This window comes from Isoptericola sp. NPDC057653 (genome assembly GCF_042799955.1).
GTDB lineage: Bacteria > Actinomycetota > Actinomycetes > Actinomycetales > Cellulomonadaceae > Isoptericola.
This window is the reverse complement of record NZ_JBHVHP010000001.1, coordinates 1,090,442-1,103,682: the sequence shown is the minus strand read 5'-3', so window position 1 is coordinate 1,103,682 and position 13,241 is coordinate 1,090,442. Positions and strand designations below refer to the sequence as shown.

Genomic DNA, 13,241 nt, shown 5'->3' with positions numbered 1-13,241 from the left:
GACTCGTCTCACGAGACTGAGAGTATCAGGTACTGTGAGTCCTACCTGACCGACGGAGTGAAGGAACTACCCCTGTGGCTACACGCAAGCCGTCCGGCACCTCCCGGACCACCGCCCGCGCCGCGAGCTCGTCCGCCCCCGCCGGCGTGCGTGACGCCGTGATCGTGGGCGGCAACCGCATCCCGTTCTCCCGGGCCGGCAAGAAGTACGCCGACGCCTCCAACCAGGAGATGTTCACCGCCGCGCTCGAAGGTCTCGTCGCCCGCTACGGCCTCCAGGGCGAGCGCATCGGCGAGGTCGTCGGCGGCGCCGTCCTCAAGCACTCGCGCGACTTCAACCTCGTGCGCGAGTCCGTGCTCGGCTCCTCGCTGTCCCCGCAGACGCCCGCCTTCGACCTGCAGCAGGCGTGCGCCACGGGCCTCGAGGCCGCCATCACGGTGGCGAACAAGATCCGCCTCGGACAGATCGAGTCCGGCATCGCCGGCGGCACCGACACCATCTCCGACGCACCCGTCGCCGTGAGCGAGGGGCTGCGCCGCGCGCTGCTCGACGCCTCGCACGCCAAGACGCTGCAGGCGCGCCTCAAGGCGTTCGCGAAGATCCGCCCGTCCGACCTCAAGCCGCTCACCCCGGCCACGGACGAGCCCCGCACCGGGCTGTCGATGGGCGAGCACCAGGCGATCACCACCGCGCGCTGGGGCATCTCCCGGAGCGCGCAGGACGAGGTCGCGCTCGCCAGCCACCAGCACCTCGCCGCCGCCTGGGACGCCGGGTTCTTCGACGACCTCGTCACGCCGTTCCGCGGCCTGACCCGCGACGACAACATGCGCGCCGACACCTCGATGGAGAAGCTCTCCGGTCTCAAGCCGGTCTTCGGGCGCGGCCTCGCGGAGCCGGCCGAGCCCACCATGACGGCCGGCAACTCCACCCCCCTCACGGACGGCGCATCGACCGTGCTGCTCGCCTCGGCGGACTGGGCCGCGGAGCGCGACCTGCCGGTGCTCGCCCGCCTCGTCGACGCCGAGACCGCCGCCGTCGACTTCGTGCACGGCCACGACGGCCTGCTCATGGCGCCGGTGCACGCGGTGCCCCGCCTGCTCGCCCGCAACGGCCTCACCCTCGGCGACTTCGACTTCTTCGAGATCCACGAGGCGTTCGCGTCGACCGTCCTCACGACGCTCGCCGCCTGGGAGGACGCCGACTACTGCAAGGCGGAGCTCGGCCTCGACGAGCCGCTCGGCAGCATCGACCGCGACAAGCTCAACGTGAACGGTTCCTCGCTCGCCGCGGGTCACCCGTTCGCGGCCACCGGCGGGCGCATCCTCGCCACGGCGGCGAAGCTGGTGGCGGCGAAGGCGGCCGAGTCCGGCGAGCCCGCCCGTGCCCTGATCTCCATCTGCGCCGCGGGCGGCCTCGGTGCCACCGCCGTCGTCGAGTCCGTCTGAGCGGAGAAGGAACGAGATGACCGACTCCTACACCCGTGCCGTCAACAGCGGCTTCACCAAGACGCTCGCCAAGAAGCTGGGCCTCCCCCGCCCCGCCGTCCTGCGGCGGTTCCGCGCGGGCGACCCGCTGACCGTCGGGCCCGTGCTCGTCGTCTCCGACGCCGCCTCCACCGGCGACGCGGACACCCTCGCCAAGGAGCTGCTGGGCTGGGGCCTCGACGTGCGCCGCCAGCCCACCGACGACGCCCGCTGGGGCGCCGTCCTCCTCGTGCTCACCGAGGCCGCCCGGCCCACCGACGTCTCCGAGGCCGTCCTCGCCGTCGGGTCCGTGCTGCGCCGGCTCGCCGGCAACGGCCGGGTGATCACGGTCTCGCGCGAGGCCGCCGCCGGCGACGCCCCCGCCCTCGCCGCCGCCCGCAACGGCGTGGACGGCTTCCTGCGCTCCCTGGCCAAGGAGCTGCGCGCCGGCGCCACCGGCAACGGCATCGTGCTCACCGACGGCGCCGCCGTCGACGCCGCCTCCACCCTGGCGACGCTGCACTTCTTCCTGTCCGCCCGCTCCGCGTACGTGGACGGGCAGCTGCTGCCGGTCGGGCCGGCGGACGCCGACCTCCCCGCCGACTGGGACCACCCGCTGGCCGGGAAGGTCGCCGTCGTCACCGGCGCGGCCCGCGGCATCGGAGCGGCGATCGCGAGGACGCTGGCCCGCGACGGCGCCACCGTCGTCTGCGTGGACGTCCCCGCCGCCGGCGAGGGCCTGGCCCGCACCGCCAACGCCGTGGGCGGCACGGCGCTGCAGCTCGACGTGACCGCCGAGGACGCGGGCCGCCGCATCCTCGAGCACGCGCGCACCCGCCACGGCGGGCTCGACGTCGTCGTGCACAACGCCGGGATCCTGCGCGACAAGCTGCTGGCCAACATGAAACCCGCCCAGTGGGACTCGGTCATCGCCGTGAACCTCGAGGCGCAGCTGCGGATCAACGACCAGCTGCTCGGCCTCGACGGGGGCGAGGGCGTCGACGGCCTGCGGATCGTGTCGCTCGCGTCGACGTCCGGCATCGCCGGCAACAAGGGGCAGACCAACTACGGGTTCTCCAAGGCAGGCGTCATCGGGCACACGCGCGCCACCGCCCCGCTCGTCGCCGCGCGCGGCGGCACCGCGAACGCCGTGGCGCCGGGCTTCATCGAGACCGAGATGACGGCGTCGATCCCGTTCGCCACCCGCGAGGTCGCGCGCCGCGTCTCCTCGCTGCAGCAGGGCGGGCAGCCGGTGGACGTCGCCGAGGCGATCGCCTTCCTCTGCTCCCCCGCGGCCGCGGGCGTCAACGGTCAGGTGCTGCGCGTGTGCGGGCAGAACCTGGTGGGGCGGTGACGGCGGCCGCGCCGGCCACCAGCGCCGGCGAGCCGCTGCGCGTCGAGACGCTGCCGACCCTCCCCGGGCTCGGCGGCCTGTACGCGCGCGGCGCCGCCGCGTCCGGACGGATCGCCGCCGGCCGCGCGATGCCGGGGCTGCCCGTCATCGGCCAGGGCCGGACCGGCGAGGGGGACGGCGAGGAGCCGCCCCTCACGCTGCCCGACGTCGCCTACCGCGTCTCCGGGGTGCCGACGGCCGACGTCGCCCACCACCTGCACGACTACCAGCGGCTGCTGCACGAGCCGGTCACCGACGTCCTGCCCGCGGGCTACCTGCACGTGCTCGCGTTCCCGCTGGCGACGGCGGTCATGGTGCGCGGCGACTTCCCGCTGCCGCTGCTCGGCATGGTGCACCTCGCGAACGACGTCGTCGTGCGGGGTCCCGTGGTGCTCGGCGACGTGCTCGAGGTGCGCGCGTGGGCCGAGAACCTGCGGCCGCACAAGCGCGGCGTCCAGGTGGACCTCGTCGCCGAGGTGCGCCGACAGGACGATCCGGCCGGCCCGGCCGTGTGGCGCGGTGTGTCGACGTACCTCGCCAAGGGGTTCCACCTGCCGTGGACCGCGGAGGCGGACGCCTCCGACGCCGCGGCGGCCGAGCCCGAGGACGGCGAGGAGCGCGCGCCGGCCGGCACGTGGACGCCCCCGCTGCCCACCGGCCGCTGGGCGCTCGGCCCGGGCACCGGCCGCGCGTACGGCGCGGTCTCCGGCGACCGGAACCCGATCCACCTGTCGGCCCTGTCCGCCAAGGCGTTCGGGTTCCCCCGCGCCATCGCGCACGGCATGTACACCGCCGCCCGCGCGCTGGCCGACGTCGGGCACGCTCGCGGGGACGCCTACCGGTGGACGGTCGAGTTCGCCTCGCCGGTGCTGCTGCCCGGCACCGTCGACGTGGCCGTGACGCCGGAGCCCGAGGCCCCCGGCTTCGCGTACGTCGGCTGGAACGGCGGCCGCGGCCGCCAGCACTTCCGCGGCACCGTCACCCCGCTCTGACCGGGCTCCGCCCGCCTGCCGAACAGGCAGCCGACACCGTGATCGCACCCGAGATTGCGCGATCACGGTGTCAACTGCCTGTTCGGCGGCGGAGGCGTGCGGCAGGATCGGCGCATGGCGACTCTCGGCTGCATCCTCGCGCCCTACGGCAACCCGCCCTCGCGGTTCGTCCCGTTCGCCCGCACCGCCGAGGCCGCCGGCCTCGACGAGGTGTGGCTGTGGGAGGACTGCTTCCTCGAGTCCGGCCCGAGCGCCGCGGCCGCGATGCTGGCCGCCACGGAGCGGCTGTCCGTGGGGATCGGCGTCATGCCGCTGCCGCTGCGGAACGTGGCCCTCACGGCGATGGAGACCGCGACCATCGACGGGATGTTCCCGGGCCGCTTCGTGCCGGGCGTCGGGCACGGCGTGCAGGACTGGATGGGGCAGGTCGGGGCGCGCGTGGGCTCGCCGCTGACGCTGATGCGCGAGCAGGTCGGCGCCCTGCGGGCCCTGCTCGCCGGCGAGCGCGTCACCACCTCCGGCCGGTACGTCACGCTCGACAACGTCGCCCTCGACTGGCCGCCCGCCGTCGCACCCCTCGTGGTCGCGGCCGCGAAGGGGCCCAGGACGCTGCGCCTGGTGGGCGAGGTCGCCCAGGGCGTCGTCATCGACGGCGACGCCGGCGTCTCCGGGGCCCGCCAGGCGGTCGCGCTGGTGGACGAGGGGCGCGCCGCCGCCGGCCTGCCCCCGGTCGCGGAGTCCGCGCCCGAGGGCGAGCACCCGTTCCGGACGGTCGCCTTCGCGCAGGTGGCCACCGGCGCAGGCGCGGCCGACCGGCTGCGCCGCTCCCTGGCCCGCTGGGACGTCGACGCCGGGTCCGACGACGTCCTCGGAGACCACGCCACCTGGGGCTCCGCCGAGGAGGTCGCCGACGGCCTGCGCCGCTTCGTCGACCTCGGCGTCACGACCGTCGTCGCGCAGCCGACCCTCGACGAGCCCGACCTGGACGGCTTCGCCGCGTTCCTCGGCGAGGAGGTCGCGCCGCTGCTGCGGTAGGCGTCAGCCCGCGGTGCGCGGGATCGTGCGGGTCCAGCGCCGCTCGAAGACCACCTCGTCGCCGTCGCGCGCGACCACCTCGTTCTCGGTGACGAACGCGTGCTCGTCGCAGGTGATCTCCGACCGGGTGACGACGCTCGCGTCCCAGCCGCCCGGCAGGCCCGCCGGCAGGGGGTCGCCGGGGGCGCGCCGCAGCCGCACGGTCCAGTCCGAGCGGGTCCTGGCACTCGTCGCGTCCGGGCCGATCCAGTACCGCTCCAGCGCGTCCTCGGTGAACTCGAGGCCGTCCGGGTAGGTGCGGGTGCCGCCGTAGCGCGGGTCCACCTCGAGCAGCCACTCCCCCTCGGCGACGTCGCGCACCACGCGGCGCTCGGGCCGGGCCTCGTCCGCGTCGCCGAAGACCACGCCCAGCGGCGGCGTCTGCTCCGGCTCCTCGAAGGCGACGGGCGGGTGCGTGGCGGCGCGGTCGTGCACCGGCAGCTCGAGGGCGCCGTCCCCCACCGCGACGGCCAGCACGGCGCCGCCCGGCTGCGGCCACACCCACGGCCAGTAGGCGGACGAGACCGCGAGCCGCAGCCGGTGGCCCGGCGCCAGCGCGTAGCCGGTGCCGGTGAGCTCGAACGACACCTCCTCCGTGGCGCCCGGCGCCCACGACTCCACGCGGTCACGACCGCGGCGCGCCGACAGGTTGAGCACACCGCGGGTGACGAGCGTGGACGCGCCGTCCGGGCCGACGTCGCACAGCCGCGCCACGACCTGCCCCTTCGGCCCCGAGCAGGTCAGGCGCAGGCGGACCCGGGCGCGGCCGAGGATCTCCAGCGGCTCGTCGAGGGGCGCGGAGTCGAAGCAGAGGGAGCGGCCGTCCTCCTCGCGCTGGTCCGGGGGCAGGTCGCCGTCGTTGCCGAACGGGAAGAACCGGCCGGCGTCCACCCCCGTGTGCGAGGGCGAGTCCACCAGCCACGACGTCGGCACCGGGTGGCCGCCCGCGAGCGCCTCCACCGTCGGGGCCGTGGTGCGCAGGGCCGCGGCGGGCACGTCCTCGTCCCGCCCGGCGGCGAGCGGCAGCTCGCGCACGGCCACGTGCGGCGACGGCCACGACGGCTCGCCCACCCAGCGGCCGGGCAGCTCGTCGTAGACCGTCGCGGGCGGCACGGACTCGCTGACCCACGCGCGCAGGGGCGGGTCGTCGAGCACGCCCCGGTCGGCGCCCTTGAGCCAGTGGTCCCACCAGCGCAGCGTCTCCTGCAGGAAGCCGATGGCGGGGCCGGGCGGCAGGCCGCGGTCCGGGTACTGGTGCGACCAGGGTCCGAGGATGCCGCGCACCGGGGCGCGCAGGGCGCCGTCGCCGCCCGCCGCGGCGAGCCGCAGCACGGTGTCCCGGTACGGGTCGTTCCAGCCGCCGACGGCGAGGACCGCGGCCGAGATCGCGGAGTAGTCCTCGATGACGCTGCCGTGGCGCCAGTAGTCGTCGCGCGTCTGGTGCGCGAGCCACGTGTGCACGAACGGCTCGGTGTGCTCCAGCCGGTCGAGCCACTGCTCGCGCCACCCCTCGCCGACGTACGCCGGGTCCGGCGGCCGGGAGCAGAACGCGAGCATCGTGGCCGCCCAGGCGTGCATGTCGACGGCGAGCACGGAGCCGCCCGTGTAGTGCACGTCGTTGTCGTACCGGTCGTCGGTGGAGCACACGGTGACGATCGCCTTGAGCGGCTCCGGGGCGAGGGCGGCGACCTGCAGCGAGTTGAAGCCGCCCCAGGAGATGCCGAACATCCCGACCGACCCGTCGCACCAGTCCTGCGCGGCCAGCCACTCGACCACGGCCACGCCGTCCGCGAGCTCGGTGGGCGAGTACTCGTCGTCCTGGTGCCCGTCGCTGTTGCCGCTGCCGCGGATGTCGACCCGCACCGACGCGTACCCGTGGCCGGCGTAGTACGGGTGCCGCTGGGCGTCGCGCGGCGCGGTCCAGTCGGACAGCCGGTAGGGCAGGTACTCGAGGATCGCCGGGACCGGCGCCGGGTCGACCGGCCGCCAGACCCGCGCGGCGAGGCGGGTGCCGTCGGCCAGCGGGATCCAGAGGTCCTCGACGCGGGTCTCGTGGGGCAGGTCGGTGACGTATCGCATGGTGCCTCCGGGGAGCGCTCAGTGGACGGGGTGCATGGTGCGCTTCATCCACGGCGACAGGGCGAGGACGACGATCGCGACCACCACCGGCACGGCACCGTTCACGGCGAAGTAGACGCCGTCGGGCACCTCGCCGTAGAACCGGACCGTCTGCGCCTGGATGCCGTTGGCCAGCGCGATCGACAGGAACCACACCGCCATCGACTGGCTGGAGAACGCGGCGGGTGCGAGCTTGGTCGTGGCGGACAGGCCGGTGGTCTGCAGCAGCACGTCGCCGAGGCCCAGCAGCGTCAGGGAGACCAGCAGCCACCAGACGGCGATGCGCCAGTCGCCGGACTGCCCGCTCACCGCCGGCACGAGGACCAGGTAGGACAGGCCGCCGAGGAGGGCCCCGAACGCGACCTTCTTGGACGCGTGCGGCTGCCGCGGCCCCAGCCACGTCCACAGCGCCGCGACGAGCGGCGCGACCAGCACCTCCGCGGCACCGAGGTAGGAGCTGAACCAGGCCGACGGCACGTCCCAGCCGAAGATGGTGCGCTCCACGTGGTCCTCGGCCAGCAGGATGAGCACGGAGTACGCCTGGAACAGCACGAAGTTGAACGCGACGGACGCGAGCCACAGCACGAGGAACGGGCGCAGCCGCCCCCGCTCGGCGCCGGTGACCCGTGGGCTGCGGAACATCACCGTGAAGTAGACGACGGGAGCGACCATCGCGATCACGGTCAGGGCGTCCACGATGCCGTCGACGTCCAGCCGCCCGAGCAGCGCCAGCACCACCAGCACGACCACGACGACGGCGCCCGCGCCGACGAGGATCCGGCGCATCCGCCGGGCGGCGTCGGGCGGCAGCGGCGCCTCGGCCCCGCGCCCGTACCCCGGGATGCGACGGCGGCCCGCGACGTACTGGATCAGCCCGGCCGTCATGCCGATCGCGGCGGCCGAGAAGCCCCAGTGCCACCCGATCTCCGCGCCCAGCCAGCCCGTCACCAGCGGGCCGAAGAACGCGCCCACGTTGATGCCCATGTAGTAGAGCGCGAAGCCGGCGTCGCGGCGGTCGTCGTCGGTGGAGTACAGCTTGCCGACCAGCGTCGACACGTTCGGCTTGAGCAGGCCGGTGCCGAGGCTGATGAGGACCAGGCCGGCCCACGTGGACGCCTCGGCGGGGATCGCCATCGTGTAGTGGCCGGCGGCGATGAGGATGCCGCCCCACAGGACGCTCCGGTACGAGCCGAGCACCCGGTCGGCCACCCAGCCGCCGCCCACCGACACGAGGTAGACCATCGTGCCGTAGCCCGCCGCGATCGACGCCGCGTTGCCCGACTCCATGGCCAGGCCGCCGTCGGCCACCGTCGCGGTGAAGTACAGGACGAGGATCGCCTGCATCCCGAGGAACGAGAACCGCTCCCACACCTCGAGGCCGAACAGCGTCGACAGGCCACGGGGGTGGCCGAAGAATCCCCGGTCGTCCCGCTCGTCGGGGCCCGGGGCGGGATCGGCCGTGGCGGCGTCCTCGGTGGTCACCCGTCCAGGCTCCCACCACTGCTCGCCGCCGACCTGTCGAGCACCCGTCCGGTCAGCGCGCCAGGCGCTCCAGGAGGCCGGCGCGGACGGCGGGCCACTCGTCGTCGACGATCGAGAAGTACGCGGTGTCCCCCACCGTGCCGTCGGCGGCGACGCGGTGCTTGCGCAGCACGCCCTCCGGCTTCGCCCCGAGCCGCTGGATGGCCGCGCACGACCGGGCGTTGCGGGAGTCGGCGCGCAGCGCGACGCGGCGCAGCCCCCACTCCTCGAACGCGTGCCGCAGCAGCAGGAGCTTGCACGCCGGGTTCGTGGTGCCGCCCCACCAGCCGCGACCGTAGAACGTGGTGCCGATCTCGACGCGGCCCGCGGCCCGGTCGTAGAAGCGGGTGGACCCGCGGACTTTCCCGTCGGCGCCGACGACCGCGAACGCCGTCGTGCCCGGCGTGGTGACGCCCGACACGATCCACGCCTCGAGGTCCGCGACGGTCGCGGGGACGGGCGACGTCATGCCGAACCAGAGGTCGGCGTCGACGAGGGGGAACAGCGCCGCGGCGTGCCGCGGCTCGAGGGGTTCGAGGCGCACGCCGTGGCCGGCGAGGACGAGGTCGTGGGTCACGGGACCATCCTCGCCGACGACGGGCGCGGGCCGATGGGTAGCGTGCAGACATGGACGAGCTGCACGAGATGACCGCCACCCGGCTGCGCGACCTGCTGCGCGCGGGAGAGCTCACCCCGACGGAGGTGGCCGACCATTTCCTGGCCCGGATCGAGCGCGCCAACCCGGACCTGGGGGCGTTCGTCACCGTCACGCCGGACGCCGCCCGCGCGCGGGCGGCGGGCCTCGAGCGCGACGGCGCGCACGGCCGCGCCGTCCTGTGGGGGCTGCCGGGCGGGGACAAGGACCTGTGGATGCGCGCCGGCGTGCCCGCCGGGTTCGGCTCCCGCGCGTTCGCGGGCGACGACGCCGTCGTGCCGCCCGTGAGCGACGAGATCGTCGAGGTCCTCGACGCCGCCGGCATGGTCAGCCTCGGCCGCACGACGGCGCCCGAGCTCGGCTTCCCCGCCTACACGGAGCCGCTCGCCGGGCCGGTGGCCCGCAACCCGTGGGACCCCTCCCTCGGGGCGGGCGGGTCGAGCGGCGGCGCCGCGGTGGCCGTCGCGGCGGGCCTGCTGCCGTGCGCGGCCGGGTCGGACGGCGGCGGCTCGGTGCGCATCCCCGCGGCGGCGTGCGGCGTCGTCGGGCTCAAGCCCAGCCGCGGCCTGGTGCCGGCCGGGTCCGGGCAGGAGTCCCTGGGCGGCCTGGTCGTCAACGGCCCCCTCGCCCGCACGACGGAGGACGCCGCGCTGCTGCTCGAGGGCATGCTCACCTGGACTCCCGACGGCCGGGTCGCCCATCCGCTGACGCTGCGGGCGCCGTCCGCCCGCGCCGGCGACTACCTGGCCGCGGCGCGCCGGGGCGAGGTGGCAGGCAGCGGCGGCGAGGACGTGCGCGGGCGGTTCCGCGTCGGCGTCACGACCGACTCGGCGTGGGACGACTTCTACGCCATCACGACGTCCGACGCCGCGCGGGCCGCGCTGGACGCGGGCGTCGCCGCGCTCGCCGGGCTCGGGCACGAGATCGAGGGCCTGGCGCTCGAGCCGGACCCGGCGTACGGCCCCGCCTTCCGCACCCTGTGGATGGCGGGCGCCTCGGCCGTGCCCCTCGACGACCCCGAGCGCCTCGACCGGCTCGAGCCGCTCACCCGCTGGCTGATCGGGCGCGGTCGCGAGGTGCCCGCGCGGCAGGTCGCGGAGGCGCTGCGCGCGCTCACCGCCTTCGAGCGCCGCCTCGTGGCGCAGGTGTCGCGGTTCGACGCCGTCGTCACGCCGGCGCTCGCGCTGACGCCGCGGCCCGTCGGCTGGTTCGACGCCGAGGACCCGGAGCGCAACTTCGAGCAGCAGTGCCAGTACACGCCGTGGACGTCGATGCTCAACGTGGCGGGCCTGCCCGCGATCACCGTGCCGACCCGCTGGACCGACGACGGCCTGCCGATGGGCGTGCAGGTGATCGGCCGTCCCGGGGGCGAGCCGACCGTCCTCGCGCTCGCCGCGCAGCTCGAGGACCGGCTGCGCTGGCCGGAGCGGCGCCCGCCGGCCTGGTGACAGCCCGGTCCGCGCCCACCCCTTCCCTTCGCGCGCCGTCCGCGCTACGGTACCCCAGAGGGGTATATACCCCTCTGGGGTACACAAGGGAGTGAACGCCATGCCGGAGTCCGAAGCAGCATCGTTCGAGGCAGCACCGCAGGCAGCACGACTCGACACGACCACCGAGAGCGGCGCCCGCGGGACGCCCGCGACCACGCGCTGGTGGGTCAACGCCCTGTGGATCGTCGTGGGGATCGTCTCCGGCCTGGGCATCGTCCTCGGCCTGGGCGCCGAGGGGGAGGCGGCCGGCGGCTCCCCCGCCGAGACCACCACCGCCACCGTGCCGGCCACCGCCGTCGGCGTCGCCGCGGTCTGCTACCTCGCGGCCGCCGCCACCGGCCGCCGCTGGGTGGGCTGGGCGATGGTCCCGGTGGCCAGCGTCCTGCCGTTCCTCGAGTACGCCGGCGTGCCGCGCTGGGCGTCGTTCGGGGTCGTCGGCCTGGCCTTCCTGGTCTACGGGCTCGCCCGCCGCCGCCCGACCACCCTCGCGCAGGCCGTCGCGATGGCCGCGTACTACGGGGTCGCGATCGCCGCGGTGGCGATGCCGCCGCGCGTCGGGCTCGTCGTCGCGGCCGTGGCCCTCGCCGCGCACGTCGCGTGGGACCTGGTGCACTACCGCCGCGACGTCGTCGTGCACCGCTCCCTCGCCGTGTGGTGCATCGGGCTCGACCTCACCGTCGCCGCGCTCTGCGTGGCGTTCGCGGTCGCCGCCTGACGCCGCGGCCCACGGGCTGAGACGCCCGGGTGCGAGCGTGCGGACGGCCGCCTACGTTCGGTTCCTGAGGTTGTTCGTCCGACGGAAGGAGCCCCGATGGGACTGGGTGACAAGGCCAAGCACCTCGCCGAGGAGGCCGAGGGCAAGGTCAAGGAAGCAGCGGGCAAGCTCACCGACGACGAGAAGAAAGAGGCCGAGGGCAAGGCCCAGCAGGCCAGCGCGAACCTCAAGCAGGCGGGGGACGACGCGAAGGACGCGTTCAAGGGCTGACCGACTGCGGACGACGGGGTGCCACCAGCACGGTGGCACCCCGTCGTCGTTCCCGGGCCCTCGGCGCGCCCCGGACCGTCAGAGGTCGTCGGGCAGGCAGCCGAAGGCCTCGTCCGCGCCGAGCGCGGCGGTGGCGAGCAGCCCCTCGAGGCCGGAGCCGTCGGGCACGGGGCGCGGGTCGTCGACCACGACCCACAGGCCGTCCACCACGTCGTACTGCGCCTGCGGCCCCGCGGTGACGAGCGCGCCGACGGCGGCGACGAGCCGCTCGACCTCCTCGCCCGCGGTCCCCAGGCCCACCGACGCGCGCACGGCGCCGGCGTCGAAGCCGAGCCGCCCGAGCAGCGGGTGCGCGCAGAACCGGCCGTCGCGCACGCCGATGCCGTGCTCGGCCGACAGGTACGCGGCGACAAGGCCCGGGTCGTAGCCGGTGACGGTGAACGTCACGACGCCCACCGGGTCGACGGCGTCGTCCCACACGTGCACGACCTCGACGCGGTCGAGGGCGCCCAGCCCCTCCACGAGCCGGTGGCGCAGGGCGTCCTCGTGCTCGACGGCGGAGCGCGCGTCCAGCGCGGCGAGCTCGTCGCACGCGGCCGCGAGCGCCACCGCGCCGATGACGTTGGGCGAGCCGGCCTCGTGCCGGGCGGGGCCCTCGTGCCAGTCGGTGCTCGTGGTGCGCACGCGGCGCACGGCGCCGCCGCCCGCGAGGTAGGGAGTGCCGGCGTCGAGCCAGTCGCGCCGCCCGACCAGGGCGCCCGCGCCGAACGGGGCGTACGTCTTGTGCCCGGAGAAGGCGACGTAGTCGACGCCGGTGCCCGCGAGGGAGAAGCGGCGGTGCGGCACGAGCTGCGCGCCGTCGAGCACGACCCGCGCGCCCGCGCCGTGGGCCGCGGCGACCACGTCGGCCACCGGCAGCGCCTCGCCCGTCACGTTGGAGGCGCCGGTGAGCGCGAGGAGGGCGTAGGGGCGGCCGGTGGCGACCCCCGCGGCCAGCTCCTCCTCGATCTCCGCCAGCGTGGCCGACACGGACGGCCCGCCGGTCACGACCGTGGCGTCGGTGACGCGCTGCCAGGGCAGCAGGTTGGCGTGGTGCTCGATGTCGAGCACGAGGACGCGACCCGGCTCGCCCGTCACCGGGTCGGCGGGCACGCAGCCCGCGAGCAGGTTGAGCGAGTCGGTGGTGTTGCGGGTGACGATCGTCAGGTCGTCCTCGCGGGCGCCGACGAACGCGCCGATCGTGCGGCGGGCGGTCTCGTAGAGCGCCGTCGAGACCTGCGACAGGTAGCCGGCGCCGCGGTGCACGCTGGCGTACAGCGGCAGGACGCGCGCGACGCGGTCGGCGACGGCCTGCAGCGCGGGGGCCGACGCCGCGACGTCGAGGTTGGCGTACGGCACCCGGCGGCCGTCCACGAGCGGGACGAGCGTGTCCGCGCCGACGACGGGCAGGACGGGCGCGACGTCGTGCACGGGCGGGGCGGTGGGCGCGGCGTCCGGCAGGACGGCGGGCGCGGTGGCGAGAGTGGTCATGCGTGGTCCTCCTCGGTCGT

The 13,241-nt window shown here is 75.6% G+C and carries 11 protein-coding genes; 7 read left to right on the top strand and 4 right to left on the bottom strand.

What is annotated here, in order from left to right; genetic code table 11:
• Nucleotides 1–74: 74 nt before the first annotated feature.
• From ACFU9A_RS05010 to ACFU9A_RS04995, 4 genes are all read left to right on the top strand, one after another.
• Nucleotides 75–1,445: an acetyl-CoA C-acetyltransferase gene (locus ACFU9A_RS05010; RefSeq protein ID WP_430574160.1), complete on the top strand. Its 1,371-nt coding sequence runs from the start codon at nt 75–77 to the stop codon at nt 1,443–1,445.
• Between the two features lie 16 nt (nt 1,446–1,461).
• The gene (locus ACFU9A_RS05005) at nt 1,462–2,817 is read left to right on the top strand and encodes a 3-oxoacyl-ACP reductase (protein ID WP_430574159.1); all 1,356 of its coding nucleotides are present in this window, start codon (nt 1,462–1,464) and stop codon (nt 2,815–2,817) included.
• Nucleotides 2,814–3,848: a MaoC family dehydratase gene (locus tag ACFU9A_RS05000; protein ID WP_430574158.1), complete on the top strand. Its 1,035-nt coding sequence runs from the start codon at nt 2,814–2,816 to the stop codon at nt 3,846–3,848. Before ACFU9A_RS05005 ends, ACFU9A_RS05000 begins: the two co-directional genes overlap by 4 nt.
• Nucleotides 3,849–3,962: 114 nt before the next feature.
• Nucleotides 3,963–4,883 carry an LLM class flavin-dependent oxidoreductase gene (locus ACFU9A_RS04995; protein ID WP_430574157.1) on the top strand — a complete coding sequence of 307 codons (921 nt, stop codon included), beginning with the start codon at nt 3,963–3,965 and terminating at the stop codon, nt 4,881–4,883.
• 3 nt (nt 4,884–4,886) lie between these two features.
• On the opposite strand, the gene ACFU9A_RS04990 is transcribed toward ACFU9A_RS04995, so the two are convergent.
• Genes ACFU9A_RS04990 through ACFU9A_RS04980 form a run of 3 tightly spaced genes read right to left on the bottom strand, consistent with a single transcriptional unit; the run spans nt 4,887 to nt 9,138 of the window.
• Nucleotides 4,887–7,001 (bottom strand): CocE/NonD family hydrolase, encoded by a 2,115-nt coding sequence (locus tag ACFU9A_RS04990; protein WP_430574156.1) that lies wholly within the window; start codon nt 6,999–7,001, stop codon nt 4,887–4,889.
• Nucleotides 7,002–7,019: 18 nt separating this feature from the next.
• Nucleotides 7,020–8,522 carry a peptide MFS transporter gene (locus ACFU9A_RS04985; protein ID WP_430574155.1) on the bottom strand — a complete coding sequence of 501 codons (1,503 nt, stop codon included), beginning with the start codon at nt 8,520–8,522 and terminating at the stop codon, nt 7,020–7,022.
• Nucleotides 8,523–8,574: 52 nt separating this feature from the next.
• Nucleotides 8,575–9,138 carry a GNAT family N-acetyltransferase gene (locus ACFU9A_RS04980; protein WP_430574154.1) on the bottom strand — a complete coding sequence of 188 codons (564 nt, stop codon included), beginning with the start codon at nt 9,136–9,138 and terminating at the stop codon, nt 8,575–8,577.
• 50 nt (nt 9,139–9,188) lie between these two features.
• Here ACFU9A_RS04980 and ACFU9A_RS04975 point away from each other — a divergent pair, with 50 nt between their 5' ends.
• The 3 genes from ACFU9A_RS04975 to ACFU9A_RS04965 all read left to right on the top strand — a co-directional run bounded on the left by ACFU9A_RS04975 (nt 9,189) and on the right by ACFU9A_RS04965 (nt 11,691).
• The gene (locus tag ACFU9A_RS04975; RefSeq protein WP_430574153.1) at nt 9,189–10,664 is read left to right on the top strand and encodes an amidase; all 1,476 of its coding nucleotides are present in this window, start codon (nt 9,189–9,191) and stop codon (nt 10,662–10,664) included.
• Between the two features lie 100 nt (nt 10,665–10,764).
• Nucleotides 10,765–11,421 carry a hypothetical protein gene (locus ACFU9A_RS04970; RefSeq protein ID WP_430574152.1) on the top strand — a complete coding sequence of 219 codons (657 nt, stop codon included), beginning with the start codon at nt 10,765–10,767 and terminating at the stop codon, nt 11,419–11,421.
• 96 nt (nt 11,422–11,517) lie between these two features.
• Nucleotides 11,518–11,691, top strand: a complete 174-nt coding sequence (locus tag ACFU9A_RS04965) for a CsbD family protein (protein ID WP_380327194.1) — start codon at nt 11,518–11,520, stop codon at nt 11,689–11,691.
• A 78-nt stretch (nt 11,692–11,769) separates the two neighbouring features.
• On the opposite strand, the gene ACFU9A_RS04960 is transcribed toward ACFU9A_RS04965, so the two are convergent.
• A complete protein-coding gene (locus tag ACFU9A_RS04960; RefSeq protein WP_430574151.1) occupies nt 11,770–13,221 on the bottom strand; it encodes an aminotransferase class V-fold PLP-dependent enzyme in 1,452 nt (483 codons plus the stop codon).
• Nucleotides 13,222–13,241: the final 20 nt, after the last annotated feature.